This is a genomic window from Williamsia sp. Y721 (genome assembly GCF_059683565.1).
In genome coordinates, this window is the sequence record NZ_JCASNH010000004.1 from 54175 (window position 1) to 68169 (window position 13995).

Genomic DNA, 13995 nt, shown 5'->3' on the forward strand with positions numbered 1-13995 from the left:
TCTGACGTGGTGTGACGTTCCACCCGGGAATCCGTATCGAGTCCCAATGTCGGATACATCTGCGAGAGTGGCAATTCGGATCACAAAAAGGAGCCTTGATGACAGAGCCGACCCCGGCCGTCGAGCAGTCATTGATCGAGATTGTCTGGGATCTCTTGGATGCTGATCCGACGCTGGACGAGCACGTGAAGTACGCCGTCATCGGCGCCCTCGGCAGCGACCACGCGCTGCAGGAGCAAATCGACGGAACGGCTGCCCCAGCCGAACGACCGGACAGTGAAACTGTGGAATTTGTCCAACCCCTCGGCGCTTACTTGAAGTCGATTTCGGTGGCGGGGTTTCGAGGAATCGGCCCGCGAGCCACTCTCGATGTTTCGCCGTATCCCGGTATCACGGTGATCAGTGGTCGAAATGGTTCCGGAAAGTCCAGCTTTGCCGAAGGTTTGGAGTTCGCGCTCACCGGGCAGAGCTACCGGTGGCGCAACAAGCGCGCGAAGATGTGGGCTGACAGTTGGCGAAATTTGCATGAAGGGAGGCCGTGTGAGGTGCGGGTCGAGTTCGCGGTACCGGACTCGAAGGTAACCACGATCGGCGTCGACTGGTCCGATGACGCACAGCTCGACGGCAGCGAGACCTGGACTCAGGTCGCTGGCGCCAAGCGTCAGCCCGGTACCACCAGTCTCGGGTGGTCGACCGCGCTCGATATCTATCGGCCAATCCTGACCTATGACGAGATCGGTGCGCTGCTCGACCAAGAACCCTCGAAACTGTACGACAAGCTGGCGACACTCCTTGGCCTCGAAGAGATCCAGGACGCGGAGCAGCGTTTGGCCGACCTTCTGAAGGAACGAAAGCAACCGCGGATTCAGGCATCTGACGCGTTGAAGGCGTCGAAGTACGCTCTCGAAAAGGCTGATGACCCGCGGGCAGTCGAGGCCGTGAAACTGGTGAAGAAGCGACGCCCTGACCTCGATGCAATTGCGAAATTGGTGAGCGGCGCCGATACACCACAGACCGTGACGCTGGCGAGGCTTCGCCAGATCGCCGAAATCCAGGTGCCTGATCTCGATGCCGTTGCAGCAGCGACATCGTCGCTCCGAGAGTGCGAATCACGGGTCCTCGAGTTGGCGGATCAGGCGCTTGCTACCGCTGAACAACGGTCAGCGCTGCTGCGGCTCGTACTGACGTATCGCGAGAATGGGGACGACGAGCACTGCCCGGTCTGCGGTGTGGGAATACTCGACACCGCGTGGGACGAACACACGCGCGCGTTCCTTACCGCAGAGGATGAGCGGCTTGGGGACTATCGAACTGCGCAGGAAGACCTGATTGTGGCGCGCAAGGCGGCGAACGGCTTGGTAAACGGAGTAGCTGACATCGCGCCGATTGACGGAGTTGCCCTGCCGTCCGTGAATACCTACGCGGCAGTGTTAGCCGATGCGCGAGCGGTACCGGCAGACGCTGGCAGCCTCGCCGAGCATCTCAATTCCGTGATGCCACCCGTCGCCGAGGCTCTCATCCGGCTTCAAACGGAGGCGTCCGCGGCCGCCGAGACTCTCGAAGATGCATGGGCACCAGTCGCGGCGAAGATCAACGGTTGGTTGAGTTTGGAGCAGACGGCTCGGGGCAGCGACGACATCGTCACTCAGCTCGAGGATGCCAAGAAGTGGGTGACCGCCAACGCGAACACACTGCGCAATCAGCGAATGGAACCGATAGCTGATCGTGCACGAGAGATCTGGTCGCAGCTGCGCCAAGAAAGCAACGTCGATATCAGCTCAATTACTCTGCAGGGACAGCGGACTCACCGCAAGGCCGTGCTCGAAGGCAGTGTCGACGGTAAGCCGGCGGCCGCCTTGACCGTGATGAGTCAGGGTGAGCTGCACGCGTTGGCTCTGGCGTTGTTCATTCCGCGGGCAGCTGCTCAGTCCAGCCCGTTTCGGTTCATCGTCCTCGACGACCCCATCCAAGCGATGGATCCGGCCAAGATTGATGGCTTCATCAGCGTCTTGCGAACGCTGGCTGAGACCCGGCAGGTCATCGTTTTTTCGCACGATGACCGTCTGGCGGCGTCGATCCGCCAATTGGGTGTCCCCGCTCAATTGCTTGAAGTCACTCGCGAGATTGGGTCGTCAATTTCGGTGAAGACGGCTGATAGTCCCGCGAAGCGGTACGCCAGCGACGCGTTTGCGCTCGTCGCCGACGACAATGTCGACGATGTCATCAAACGCCGCGCTGCACCGGGACTCTTTCGCCTCGCGCTCGAATCTGCTGCGCAACAGGTCTTCTACGCCAAGCGTGCGGCGGCGGGTGAACCTCACGATGAGTCCGAACTGGAGTGGGAAGTCTACAAGAAGACGAATCAGCGGGTCGCACTCGCTGTTCACGGAGACGCGACAGCGGATATCTCTGCGTGGCGGTCGTACCGTCAGCATCGTTTCCCCGCTCTGACGATCAGCAACAAGGGATCGCACGGCAACATCCTGAGTCTCACCAAGGACGACGTTCGGGATCTCCACAAGACCGTCGACGACATCCTCGCCGAAGTATGACGACCGCGGTGGCGCAGATGCTGCGCGAGTCTGAACGCATCCTGGACGGCGCCATCGGTTCACGCTCGGGAAACTCTGCACGGCTCGCCGCGTTCGTCGCTCGGCAGGCTGTCGAGGCGCTGGTTGATGAACGGCTCGAAGCGATCGGCGCCGAGTGTTCAGGTGCCTCAATGCGATCGCGGTTGGCCATTCTCAAGTCTCTTGACGACGGAGATAAACCGGCGCAGATCGAGTTCGCGTGGAATCAGCTCAGTGCTTGCTGTCATCAACATGCGTACGAGCTGGCGCCAACGGTCGGAGAAGTAAAGATGTTGTGTGTCAATTTCGCTGCGTTGATTTCGGTGGACCCGGATTGTGTTTCGAAGGCGGTGCTTCAGGGTAAAGCGTAAGCCAGTCTGCTCTGACGCCAGTCCGCTGAAACAGGTGGGTAGACGATCTTCGGTCATCTGCCGACCATGCCTTTGTCATAGTCGAACGTTACGGTTTGATTCCGACGAAAGGTGGTGCTCTTGAGCCAGCGAAAAGAGCCGATTGTTTACTTGTCTCTATTAGGGATGCTGTCCGCCGCTGGAGTTGTTCTCACCCTAGGAAAAGCTTTGCTGTGGGCAATGTTTGGCCAGCACGGAGCCGGTTCTGCGGTGGCTGCCTGGTGCGGAATCGCGGTGGCGCTGGGGCTTTGGTGGGAGCGTTCGCGTATCCGTTCTTTGGAGTTGAGGTCCAAAGCTAAGGCTGCTAGACCTTCTTCGCAATTGGTCCTGTCAGAAATTACGGTCGACGCATTCAAAGTCGAACTTGCTCTGGAGAAGAATCGAAGGAAGTTGGTGCTGAGCGAGATTGAGAAGTTGACGCTCCGTGACGGTTCTGGACCGCACCATGAAGATAGTGAACTCGGTTGGCTGAAAAGGAGAAGTTTCGAACACGACCGAAAGATCGGGTCGATGCGAACCGAAATACGCCGCCGCGGGCAGTGAATCGGCCCAAATATGTACCTAGCCTACGGATTGGCTGCTCGCCCTCGATCCCTCGCATCGGGGTGTAATCGTGAAGGGAAGACTGGGAGCGAGGTAGGTTGTTCCGGTGAACGCCATACCAGGCCATGTCTTTGTCGTCCTCGGTCGGATCGAAGCGGTTGCGCATGACGTAGCTGTGGTCCCTACCGACCGGTATTTCAACGTTAGTGATAGTCGGCAGTCGATCGTCGGGATGGCTGGCGACGCGGCAAGGCCAAAGACCTGGACAGAACGCGGAATCGGTCCCAGTGCAAACGATTCGAGGGTGTGGTTTGTCGACGTTGGCGACGTTGCATCTGGCGATAGCTCTGTCCTCAGTAGTCGATTGACGGTATTGCTTGCGGAGATAGCTGCCAGCAAACCCGCTATCGGCAAGGGGCGGAGACGACTTCGTGTGGCCGTGCCGGTGCTGGCAACTAGTGGCGGCGGTATGGATTCCGCGAAGGGCGAGATCCTCGCGCAACTGATCGAGACGCTGACCGTGAGCGCTAAGACTCTCGGAATCGATGTCGCGCTGGTGACTCCGGACCGCGCCTTGTTTAGCGCAGCGCAGCACCACCGGCGGGAGCGATGTCATTGGGCTCTCGATGAAGCCTGGATGCGGGATGCCATCCGTCTGGGCGGATTGGCAAAGCAAGGACACCTTGCTCTATTTCTGGGTGCAGGAGTCAGCATCGGTGCCGGGCTGCCAGGCTGGAGTGAGCTGTTGACCAAGTTGGCCGAACGCTCGAATGTCGAGGTTCCAGATCCATCGCGGTTTCCGGCGCTAGACCAGGCACAGTTGCTCGAGAAGATGATCCCAGATCTGGGTAAACAGGTCGCGGCCATCATTTCTGAAACCGGAACTCCGTCCTTGGCGCACGCGCTGTTGGCCGGCCTCGGGTGCAACGAGGTTGTGACGACCAACTATGACCAGCTCTACGAAAAGGCCGTCCGATCCACCGACAAGGCGGCGACAATCCGCGTTCTGCCGAGGGAATCGGTGGCGGCACAGCAGCCCTGGATCTTGAAGATGCACGGCGATGTTGAGGACCCAGATTCGATCGTCCTTACTCGCCGACGATTCGTCACGTTCGACGCTTCTGCCAAGCCCGCTGGGTCATTGTTGCAATCGATGTTGCTCACGAAACACCTTCTGGTCGTGGGTGCTTCACTGACCGATGACAACGTGTCGCGCCTGACTTTGGAGGTTGACGAGTTTCGCAAGCTGAACAAACTTGACGGCGAATTCGGCACATTTCTGGACGTCTCCGATGATCAGACTAGGAGACTACTGTGGAGCAACCAGCTGGACTGGATCAGTTGCCAGGGAGCAGACACCGCGGACCGTGTTCGGTACATGGAGGTGTTCCTCGACGCGGTAGCGGCATACGCATCGACGGATTCGTCATGGTTGCTGGATGAGCGGTTCGAAGGTCTCTTGAGCAAAGAGGCTCGCTCCGCCGCCGCTGCGGCCCGCGATCTGCTGTCGGCGGTGGTCAAGATCGAGGATGCGTCCGTGACTCCGCTCGTGGAAGCGCTCACCAAACTAGGGGCCAGCCACTCCTAAAGTGCGCTGGTAAAAATGATCGGACATGGCGCGGGCCTTCAACAGGGACAACGAGAGCCTCGTCACCTCGGAAAGGTCTCGACACAAGACAGCCGAGGCTGGGATGGTCATCGGCAGGTGCGTGGATTGCTTGCTAGTGACTGCGAAGCAAAGCCGCTGCTTGCGCGATGGAAGATTCGAATCGGTCTCGTCCGCCGGGTGAGTTCAGGCCTCGATCTGAACAATGCGGGATCTTTCCGGGCAGAACAATCATGTCTCGGTGAACTGCGGCGCGGATCCATCCATCACGCGCAGCCGCTCCGAGTAGCAGGACAAACTCAATGCGGGGGCACAGGTCGATAAATTCGCGTGTCCACCGTGCTGCTTGGGTGCGTTCCGCCGCTGTGGAACCGCCGTTCTTGGCACCGGCTACGGGGAACGGCACGACATTCCAGTGCACTACGTCCGACCAAGGCACATCATGTCGTGCATACGCTTCGCGGCAATTGCGGGCGGTCCGATCGTTGTTGTCCAGACTCAACAGTCCCGATCCGGTTCCGGCTTCCGCTTTGGTGGACGGATTGTCCAGCAGGACAAGGAGCCTGGCGTTGACTCCACCTTGATCGGGATCGACGTACGGAACGCGACCTCGCGGAAGTCTTAGCGAGTCGGCGATCGTGTCGGCGAGCCTGTTCAATTCTGCGACGTGTGGCTCGCGAATCCGCGACAGCTTGTCAGCGACGATCGCAGGATCAGCGTTGCGGCCATTTGGCATTTCTCACACCTCTGTACACGTCTGTGCGGACATAGTCGATAGGTCTATGCAACAAGCGCAGGGAGGACGACAACTGATCCGTCCGCGTTGCGGGCGATTTCGATGGCCACATCAGATTGGCTGGGAGTGGTGCTGACGCCATTGCCTAACTCGCGCAAGCGAAAGGAGGTGCGTAGCAGCAGGTCGACATCGCCCGCCGAGAACATGAAATCACGAACGCCGTGCGAGCGATCTAGTTTGAGCTCTGACAGCCCCGTCAGCACTGAAGCAATTCTCGATTCCAGCTCGGTGACGCGCTTTTGGTCGTTCTTTAGGGCCCGGGTGAAGTTTTCAAACGAATTTCCGTGGTCACTCTGGGCGTGTTCGACTGCTTGAAGAACGATAACTCGCTTCTTCAGGGCGATGGCGAGTTCGGCGAGTTCGAGGTGGGCATAGAACTCTCCGCCTTCTTCGTCGATGCCATCGAATGCTTTGCGCAGTGGTTTGAGTTCGGCTCGGCCGTCCTGCAGGGTCGTAAGGCCCTTCTCCCAGTTCGTCAAACGAGCTTCTGCATCGGCTAGCGCGCTGCTGATGGCGTGCACGGCGGAGTCGAGTCCGATGGACGCGCCGATTCGTCCTTGATCGAGGAGGATGCTCGTCGCTTTGTCGATGGCGTCGCGGCATCCGTTGAGTGCGCTTCGCTCATGTTGGAGTGCATCGTTATGCAATTTCTCGAGCAATTCGGTGATCTTCTCGAGTGCTTGTTGGCGCTTGTGGTCTGCGTGCGCGCTGACACCGACCGCAACGGCCATAAGGACCAGCGGAGCAGCCACCGTCAGTGCTCCGGCACCGGCTGCAGCAACCCCTGCTGTGGCGGCTGACCCACCCGCGGCTCCGGCGGCCGCGGCTTGGCCGGCGACTGGAACAAACGTTGCCTGTGCGGCGATGCCCGAAGGCCCCACTAGGGCGCTATGCACTCCGCCGGCCACTGCTTTCGAGGTCATCGGCTTGACGAGCCCGCCACCGACCTGTGCCGCGACCTTGGCCGGCACAACCATCCGATACAGGGCTTCGCCGCCGGCGCCAATGTTCGCAGCAGTGCCTGATTTCGACGTCTGACTGATCAATTGGGAGAGGTGTGAGGCCAGCGGACTTGCGCTGTCGAGGTGGATGCCTCGGCTGCGGTCAAATGTCGTGGGCAGGGGGTGAGCCTCAAGAGTTGCTATGGGTGCATCGGCCAGCGCTGCTAGCACGTTCCGCAGCTCGGTGAGGCGCTCCGGAGTCATGGACTCATCACCCGTGAGCACGGGAACCGTGACGTCCCGGGTGGCCAAGGTCCAGACCGGCACAATACTCTTGTCGTTGTTGACCACTTTGAGTCCTTCTCGTAATTGTGGAGCTCACCATATTTCAGGACTGCGACAGATGTCGCCGGCTAGTAGTCCCGGGGCCAACCGCTGTACGGGGGCAGGGTTACCAGTTCGGACTATCGGTTCATCGTCCGGCGCTGCCTCACAGTCGCGCGTGTTCGTCACTTTGAGACGTGGCCACGTTCTGACTTCCTCGTCTGATCCACCAGACTTGTGCCGGCAGAATCTATTTGAGGCACGCGACGCGGCGAGCGCCGAGTCCATCCAGCCACTAGATCACAGCCGCCGGGCCGATCAATAGAATCCGTTTAGGGGATTGCGTGATTCCGAAAGACCCATTCCCTAGTCGGGCGGATAACGTGGTTCCGGGGCCTTTCGCTCCCTTTCTGTCGGCGCTCGGCGCAATGCAACGGTAGCGCGGGCGTGTGACAATTCGCGACGTTCAACAGTCCCGATCGATCATGCGTTCGAAATGACATGGGTGGAAGTAAATATCCAGTCTCGCAACGGATTTCAATGTCGGACCCGCCCTCTACTTTCTCGTCGTAGATGGCAGTCAACTCCGACTGTCTGCGAAGGAGGGATTGGATCCGTGATGGACACGATGGATGAGGCGGGTGCCCGGACCGCCGGGCCGAGATTGAGTGGGCGTGAGGTCGAGGTCCTGCGGACCTGGTTGATCTGTGACAGCAAGGAGGAGGTCGGCCGTTCCCTGTTCATCGGCGCGGCGACGGTCAACACCCACATTTCGCGCATCCGCGGGAAGTACGACGCTGTGGGCCGGCCCGCCAATACCAAGGCCGCGCTGTTGGCGCGGGCCTTGCAAGACGGCCTGATCACCATTGATGAGCTCTGACTCCTGTGGATGGTCGGTACGAGTACTACGCCGCCGATGCACCTCGCTTCAGGGAGCGTCCAGTCTTGTCTGTGGTGTCGAGTCGAACGTTGACTGTGAATACGGCCGCCGTGTGCGTGGCCGTTTCATTGGTCGCCGCGTCGATGGTGCACATCGCGTTCCTTCTCGCGGGTGCCTTCGTGGCGATGGTGGTCCTCGCGACAGGGGCATGGCTGCGGGAAGGTTTGTGGAACGAACGGGACTCGCACAAAAGGTCATTGGTGGAATCCGGCTATCTCGTTACTTCCCACGAGGTGACGCAGTGCGACAAGAAGGACCGCAGGTTCGTGGAGAAGGCGCAATCAGCAGTCGCGAAGATCACCTCATCGAACGCTGCGGCCGAGGGGTGGTTGGGCGATGTCGATTTCGGGCCTGACCTGTTCTGGATCGCTTCTCAGGCTGTGCAGGCAAGTGCAATGCAGGAACTGGTCGACAAACTGAAGCCGTCCCGTCACGCGTCGGACAATCAAGCCGTGGCAGATGGCAAACAGTGGCTGGATACCCGTCGCAAGCAGCTCGATGAGCGGGTGAAACTCTTGGAAGACGCCGCGAAACACGCTCGGTCCGTTGATGACAGGCTCGTCCGGCAACAGGAGACCGCTGCTCGACTGGCTCTGCGTGACGCCGAAACTGTTCGTATGGCGGCGCTTCGCACCCGGTTGGTCGGCACTCAGGAGCGCCGCCCGTTCCTTGATCCCGGTCTCGATTCGGTGGAGGCGATCCGGGCTCGAGCGCAGGCGTTCCACGACGTCGATGACATCAACCGTCGGGTGACCGACGAACCCGCCGGTGACGGGGGAGGTTTCGGCGGGTGGCTGCGGAGGCTTTTCGGAGGGGCGTGATCTCCCGTGGCGCGGTGACATTTTTGCCGCAAGAATTGAACGAAGTTTCCGATACCTACCAGTCATCTCGTCATGACGCGAATGAAGATCTCATATGCCAACGAAATTACCCGGACACCGCGTCCGCGAAAATGGTACCCCTGCAATTCGCACCTGGTAATTTCCGCAGAATGGCCCCCACCGTCGCACGCCTGCCCCACCTGCTCCTGAGCGTCCTGGCGGCGGTGACCCTCGCCGCGGTGAGCATGTTCGCCGGTGCGGGAGGTGCCGGCGCGGCCCCGGTGCCGGCGTTCTACCAGCCGCCCACCGATGTCTCGGCTACCCCGGGAAGCATTCTTCGGTCCGAACCCTCACCACTTGCGTTCAGTATTCCGGCCGGCGGTGGCGCCTTTCCCGCCACTGGCACCCGCATCATGTACGCCAGCACAGACGTCAACGGTGCACCGATCGCCGTCACCGGCACCTACTTTGAGCCGGCCATTGCCTGGGCCAAGCCTGGTCCGCGTCCGATCATCAGTATGGCCGTCGGTACCCACGGTCAAGGCGATCAGTGTGCACCGTCGCGGCTGTTCAACTCCGTCATTCAATATGGCGGCGGACTCGACGTGATGGTGCAGTACGAGATTGCTGCGATCTATGCGGCGGTCGCTCAGGGCATCCCGGTGGTCGTCACCGACTATCAAGGTCTGGGTACCCCTGCCGTGCACGGATACCTCAACCGCGTGGGCCAGGCCCACGCGGTGCTCGACGCGGCCCGCGCGGCCATCGACCTGAAATCCCTCCCAGGCAACACGCCGGTCGGGATGTGGGGCTACTCGCAGGGCGGGGGAGCGGTCGCCGGAGCCGCCGAACTTCAAGGCCAGTACGCGCCCGAGCTCAACGTCCGCGGAACCTACGCCGGCGCACCGCCAGTGGATCCGCTGAAGACCCTGGCGCTCGCCGAAGGTGGGATCCTCACCGGCGCTGTCGGATACGCGCTCAACGGCATCTACGCCGACTATCCAGAGGCCCGTCCTGAACTGGACCGGGTGCTCAACACTGCGGGAAAGTCGCTGTTGCGCGAGACCGCGAACCAGTGTGTACCGGAAACGCTTGCGCGGTACGCCTTCCAACGGACGAGTGCGTGGACGAGCAGTGGCCGTCCCCTGGGTGAGGTGGCCACTGCCAGCCCGGTCCTCAAGCCCATCTTCGACCAGCAGCGCATCGGCACCCTGACTCCCGAAGCGCCGATTCTCATCGTGGCATCCAACAGTGACGACGTGGTGCCGTGGAGTAGCTCGCGCGACGTCGCCCGCGAATGGTGCGGCCGGGGTGCGACGGTGCAGTTCACCACCTTCCCGCTGCCACAGATACTCCCGGGAACCGCAGCAGCACACGGCATCCCCGAGTTCTTCGGTATCCCGACCGCCCTCGGCTGGATGATGGACCGGTTCACGCGGGTTCCGCAGCCGCGGTGTGTCATCGCCTGAACGCGCTCCGTCACGGCCGCCGGAGCGGAAGGAACTCCTCGATACCCTTGAGCAAGTGCGAATTCAGGCTAACCGTGTCGAGTGTGACAATCTCGTTGTGCCGGTGTGGTGTTCGAGGTACGAGGGGATGTGGCCGGTGGTCATTCATCGGCCGATGAATGCAGAACGTGGCATCGAGGCCGGGGCTCGTCGGTGTGTTCAATGACCGGGCATGCCCAGGGTCCGCTGGGATGGAACCGAATCTACTGTCGAAATGTGTTCCGACAAACTCGTCGATGCCGAAAAAGATGTACGTGCCAGCGGTGGGGGTCTGAGGCGCGCCACCGTGGGATTACGGCGTGGGCACTCCGATCTCGTCGCAGATCGGGCCGGTGATGTACCCCTGCTCGCATCCCCACTGGGTTTGGATCTCGCCGCTCGTCGGGTCCTCGCCGCACGCTGTGCCGCATCGCTCGAAACCGCTGATGACACCATCGCCGTTCTGGTCCTGGCTGCCGGTCGGCGGGACGTGGGTGTCACACGATGGTTCGTAGCCGGTGGTTCCGTCTGAATAGATGGCAGTGCCGGATTGATACAGCGACGGATCGCCACACTCGAAAGTGATCACTTCCGAGGTGGTTTCAACCGGTGGCGGGGCCGGCGTAGTGGTGCTTTCCGGCGGCGGGCTACTGGGTACGACCGGCGAGGTGATGACTGAACTAGTTGATGTCGAGCGCGGCACAGCCGGTGATGAACTACTCGAGACAGCTGATGAACTGTCTGTCTCCGAGTCTTCGGCGGTCGAGCTGCATCCGATGATCAGTAAAGCGCAGCCGGCCACGACGCCGGCCAGGCGTGTGCGAGTGCTCGTTGTCGTCAACATCCGCTGGGCCCGCCGATCTTGACGACCGAGAGAACTGTCTCGCTCTCGATGATGTGTGTCCCCGCCTCGGGTGTTTGACCGACGACGACCCAGTTGCTGTCGATCATCTGTCGGCGTCGTTCGCCAGAAGCATCACTGCTGCGTGAGTGGAAGACCACGTTTTCCTGGATGAGGTCCTGCGCATCCAGCCGATTCATGCACACGACCGCAGGCATGATGCCTCCAGATGCCACGGCGGACGTAGGCGCGGGCGCGATCGGCGCGACTGCCAGAGTCGATGGCTGCACAGGTTCCACCGTAGTGGGGGACTGCTGCACGGTGACAGCTGCCGGCGGGACGGTCACCGTCGCGACAGGGAAGCTCGTTTGACCATCGTCCGGCGTGGACCACGACGGCTGACTGGGCTTCGAACGATTGAATGGCGGCAGGTAACAAGATGTGGTCATTTCGTGTTCATTTCTTCTTTCGGGTGGCACCGTCGGACGGCAAATGCGGCTGACGCGTAGTTGGCCCAATCGGAGTGATGCTCAGACTCTGCGGCCGCCGCGGCATGACGACAATGTGGGGCGTCCCATCCGAACGGGCCTGGGTACCGTTGGCAGCCAGCACGTATCGCTGGAATCAGACGCGTCACCTGTTAAATAGCCGCGGAGCCGGCACGTGTTACGGCATCGGCAGATATCTATTCGGCCGTAAACCAGACCCCGACAAAACGGTCGGCTGAACAGGCGATTGCCATGTGGCGCAGTGGGCGAGACGCAGAATTCTGCAACTTCATGGAGGCGATCTCACCACGCGTTACTGTAGGCACTGCATGTCTGAACATGAGTATCACGCGCCCTACCTCGCGGCCCGGCCACATTCCCGCGAGGAGGTTCTCGCGAAGCCGTATCCGGTGCCGGCAGAGCCGGGGGTCTACGGCTGGTGGTTCACGTCGTTGCCGGCAGACATCGACACATCGAAGTGTGTCCACCGGGACGACGGTCTGGTTCTGCTCTACGCAGGCATCAGCCCGAGTTAGCCGTCGGCGACCGGTGTTGCCAGCCGGCAGAACATTCGCCGACGCATCAGGACTCACGACACGGCCAACGCGTCGAGATCGACGTTGCGAAAGTCGCTCGGCTGCTTACTGTCTGATGAACTCGGGCTTCGGCTCAGACGCGTTGGACTCAGTCAACGCTTGATGTTCGGTAGCGGGGAAGCCGCACTGTCGGACTGGATAGCACGCAATGCACTGGTCTCGTGGGTTACGCATCCAAAGCCGTGGCTACTCGAAGATGAACTGATCAAAACTCTCGACTTGCCGCTCAACATCGATGGCGCCAACAACCCGTTCACCGCGACCTTGCGAGCATTGCGACGGTCGGCAGTCGAGAAGGCTCGGGAGCTGCCGGTACTTCCGTCGGCAAGCGCCTAGGTCCCCACGCCGCGAGTCGTTCTTCGGTCACACAAGGTGCTGCCAGAGTGCTACGGGGAATGCGTCGTACTACTCAGAACCGCGATGACCACCCCAGCGATGGTCAGCACCCCGACGACGGTCGCCATGATCCACGCCAGCCGACGACGATGGCGCCTGGCGGCGTTGATGCCGACGCCGATGCTGACCAGGATCGCCATGGAGTACAACGAGATCCCGAGGGTCAGTGCTTCGGGGGAGATGTCCAGGGCGATGGCGCGTTCGGTCACGTGAACCAGTAGAGCATTCGCGCTGTGCCGGTCTCCGGGCTAGTGGTCAATGCGCGGCGTCGGCCTTCTTGCGCTTGGGGATCACGTGCATGATCGCCACGATGATCGCGCCGACGATCAGACCGAACACTGCTGACACCGTGGTGCCAGCGATCCAGGAGAGCACTCCACCGAACCCTCCGTGGACGAGGTGTCCGAACCAGTGCTCGAGGTCGTGAAGTTGATCGGCGGGCCAGTGGAACCCGGCTTCGCCGATGTTGATCAGCAGGATGTGTCCGCCGACCCACAACATCGCTGCGATGCCAACGACCGTGAGAACGCTCATCAGCTTCGGCATGGCCGTCACCAGGCCGCGGCCGACGCGTTGGCTCAGAGTCGACTTGCGTCCTGCCAGCGCCAGGCCGACGTCGTCCATCTTCACGATCAGCGCCACGACGCCGTAGACGAGCGCGGTGATGAGGAACGCGACGGCGATGAGGACCAGCAGACGGGTCACGAACGGTTCGTCCTCCACCGACGACAGCGAGAGCACCATGATCTCGGCCGACAGGATCAGGTCGGTGCGGATCGCGCCGTTGACCATCGTCTTCTCGAACTCGGGGCCACGCTCGGTGGGCTCCTCGGCGTCACCGGAGTGGCCGGTGAGCGCCTCGTAGACCTTCTCGGCGCCCTCGTAGGACAGGAACAGGCCGCCGGCGATCAGCAGATACGGCAGAGCTCCGGGCAGGAACTGGCTCAGCAGCATGGCCACCGGCAGGATGATCAGGAGCTTGTTGCGGATCGATCCGAGCGCGATCTTGCCGACGATGGGCAGTTCGCGGGCAGGGGAGAATCCGTGCACGTAGCGGGGCGTGACTGCAGTGTCGTCGACAACCACGCCTGCTGCCTTGACACTGGCCTTGCCTGCTGCCGCTGCGACATCGTCGAGGGACGCCGCGGCAACCTTCGTGATCGCTGCGATGTCATCCAGCAGTGCGACGAGTCCGCCGGCCACGGGAACCTCCTAGTTCGACGGTGTGCATCCACC

15 protein-coding genes and 1 pseudogene are annotated in these 13995 nt (G+C 61.2%); 11 read left to right on the forward strand and 5 right to left on the reverse strand.

The genetic code is table 11. The features are described from left to right. The first annotated feature begins 98 nt into the window (after positions 1–98). The 4 genes from AC56PL_RS19725 to AC56PL_RS19740 all read left to right on the forward strand — a co-directional run bounded on the left by AC56PL_RS19725 (position 99) and on the right by AC56PL_RS19740 (position 5111). On the forward strand, positions 99–2552 hold the full coding sequence (locus tag AC56PL_RS19725; protein WP_497154886.1) for an AAA family ATPase: 2454 nt from the start codon (positions 99–101) through the stop codon (positions 2550–2552). Beyond that, entirely contained in the window at positions 2549–2941 is a 393-nt protein-coding gene (locus AC56PL_RS19730; RefSeq protein ID WP_497154887.1) for a hypothetical protein, read from the forward strand. Before AC56PL_RS19725 ends, AC56PL_RS19730 begins: the two co-directional genes overlap by 4 nt. A 120-nt stretch (positions 2942–3061) precedes the next feature. Continuing rightward, positions 3062–3523: a hypothetical protein gene (locus AC56PL_RS19735; protein ID WP_497154888.1), complete on the forward strand. Its 462-nt coding sequence runs from the start codon at positions 3062–3064 to the stop codon at positions 3521–3523. Between the two features lie 304 nt (positions 3524–3827). Further along, positions 3828–5111 carry an SIR2 family protein gene (locus tag AC56PL_RS19740; RefSeq protein WP_497154889.1) on the forward strand — a complete coding sequence of 428 codons (1284 nt, stop codon included), beginning with the start codon at positions 3828–3830 and terminating at the stop codon, positions 5109–5111. A gap of 133 nt (positions 5112–5244) precedes the next feature. Here AC56PL_RS19740 and AC56PL_RS19745 read toward each other — a convergent pair whose 3' ends face one another. Together AC56PL_RS19745 and AC56PL_RS19750 are read right to left on the reverse strand one after the other, a co-directional pair. Then, positions 5245–5865, reverse strand: a complete 621-nt coding sequence (locus tag AC56PL_RS19745) for a uracil-DNA glycosylase (protein ID WP_497154890.1) — start codon at positions 5863–5865, stop codon at positions 5245–5247. Between the two features lie 44 nt (positions 5866–5909). Continuing rightward, positions 5910–7217 carry a hypothetical protein gene (locus AC56PL_RS19750; RefSeq protein ID WP_497154891.1) on the reverse strand — a complete coding sequence of 436 codons (1308 nt, stop codon included), beginning with the start codon at positions 7215–7217 and terminating at the stop codon, positions 5910–5912. Between the two features lie 592 nt (positions 7218–7809). Between AC56PL_RS19750 and AC56PL_RS19755 the strand changes: the two genes are divergently transcribed. The 5 genes from AC56PL_RS19755 (at position 7810) to AC56PL_RS19775 (ending at position 11304) form a co-directional block, all read left to right on the forward strand. Further along, positions 7810–8070 carry a LuxR C-terminal-related transcriptional regulator gene (locus AC56PL_RS19755; RefSeq protein ID WP_497155297.1) on the forward strand — a complete coding sequence of 87 codons (261 nt, stop codon included), beginning with the start codon at positions 7810–7812 and terminating at the stop codon, positions 8068–8070. An 89-nt stretch (positions 8071–8159) separates the two neighbouring features. Further along, positions 8160–8951, forward strand: coding sequence for a hypothetical protein (locus AC56PL_RS19760; RefSeq protein WP_497154892.1), 792 nt, complete (start codon positions 8160–8162; stop codon positions 8949–8951). A 170-nt stretch (positions 8952–9121) separates the two neighbouring features. Beyond that, positions 9122–10420, forward strand: coding sequence for a lipase family protein (locus AC56PL_RS19765; RefSeq protein WP_497154893.1), 1299 nt, complete (start codon positions 9122–9124; stop codon positions 10418–10420). A gap of 253 nt (positions 10421–10673) precedes the next feature. Further along, positions 10674–10970 carry a hypothetical protein gene (locus AC56PL_RS19770; protein WP_497154894.1) on the forward strand — a complete coding sequence of 99 codons (297 nt, stop codon included), beginning with the start codon at positions 10674–10676 and terminating at the stop codon, positions 10968–10970. Between the two features lie 139 nt (positions 10971–11109). Beyond that, positions 11110–11304, forward strand: coding sequence for a hypothetical protein (locus tag AC56PL_RS19775; RefSeq protein ID WP_497154895.1), 195 nt, complete (start codon positions 11110–11112; stop codon positions 11302–11304). Here the strand turns inward: AC56PL_RS19775 and AC56PL_RS19780 are convergent. Then, positions 11276–11728, reverse strand: coding sequence for a hypothetical protein (locus AC56PL_RS19780; protein ID WP_497154896.1), 453 nt, complete (start codon positions 11726–11728; stop codon positions 11276–11278). The genes AC56PL_RS19775 and AC56PL_RS19780 overlap by 29 nt on opposite strands. Positions 11729–12096: 368 nt before the next feature. On the opposite strand from AC56PL_RS19780, the gene AC56PL_RS19785 reads away from it, so the two are divergent. Next, the gene (locus tag AC56PL_RS19785) at positions 12097–12303 is read left to right on the forward strand and encodes a hypothetical protein (protein WP_497154897.1); all 207 of its coding nucleotides are present in this window, start codon (positions 12097–12099) and stop codon (positions 12301–12303) included. A gap of 21 nt (positions 12304–12324) precedes the next feature. After that, positions 12325–12699, forward strand: a pseudogene (locus tag AC56PL_RS19790) (GIY-YIG nuclease family protein); the annotation flags it as partial. A gap of 50 nt (positions 12700–12749) precedes the next feature. Here AC56PL_RS19790 and AC56PL_RS19795 read toward each other — a convergent pair. Together AC56PL_RS19795 and AC56PL_RS19800 are read right to left on the reverse strand one after the other, a co-directional pair. After that, positions 12750–12968 carry a hypothetical protein gene (locus tag AC56PL_RS19795; protein ID WP_497154898.1) on the reverse strand — a complete coding sequence of 73 codons (219 nt, stop codon included), beginning with the start codon at positions 12966–12968 and terminating at the stop codon, positions 12750–12752. 46 nt (positions 12969–13014) lie between these two features. Beyond that, positions 13015–13962 (reverse strand): DUF808 domain-containing protein, encoded by a 948-nt coding sequence (locus AC56PL_RS19800; RefSeq protein WP_497154899.1) that lies wholly within the window; start codon positions 13960–13962, stop codon positions 13015–13017. Positions 13963–13995 lie beyond the last annotated feature (33 nt).

What these genes read in the sequence shown, in the direction of transcription:
- AC56PL_RS19775 (WP_497154895.1), top strand. Translation starts at nt 11,110, where the DNA reads ATGACTGAACTAGTTGATGTCGAGCGCGGCACAGCCGGTGATGAACTA.
- AC56PL_RS19725 (WP_497154886.1), top strand. Translation starts at nt 99, where the DNA reads ATGACAGAGCCGACCCCGGCCGTCGAGCAGTCATTGATCGAGATTGTC.
- AC56PL_RS19730 (WP_497154887.1), top strand. Translation starts at nt 2,549, where the DNA reads ATGACGACCGCGGTGGCGCAGATGCTGCGCGAGTCTGAACGCATCCTG.
- AC56PL_RS19780 (WP_497154896.1), bottom strand. Translation starts at nt 11,728, where the DNA reads ATGACCACATCTTGTTACCTGCCGCCATTCAATCGTTCGAAGCCCAGT.
- AC56PL_RS19755 (WP_497155297.1), top strand. Translation starts at nt 7,810, where the DNA reads ATGGACACGATGGATGAGGCGGGTGCCCGGACCGCCGGGCCGAGATTG.
- AC56PL_RS19770 (WP_497154894.1), top strand. Translation starts at nt 10,674, where the DNA reads ATGTGTTCCGACAAACTCGTCGATGCCGAAAAAGATGTACGTGCCAGC.
- AC56PL_RS19745 (WP_497154890.1), bottom strand. Translation starts at nt 5,865, where the DNA reads ATGCCAAATGGCCGCAACGCTGATCCTGCGATCGTCGCTGACAAGCTG.
- AC56PL_RS19765 (WP_497154893.1), top strand. Translation starts at nt 9,122, where the DNA reads ATGGCCCCCACCGTCGCACGCCTGCCCCACCTGCTCCTGAGCGTCCTG.
- AC56PL_RS19785 (WP_497154897.1), top strand. Translation starts at nt 12,097, where the DNA reads ATGTCTGAACATGAGTATCACGCGCCCTACCTCGCGGCCCGGCCACAT.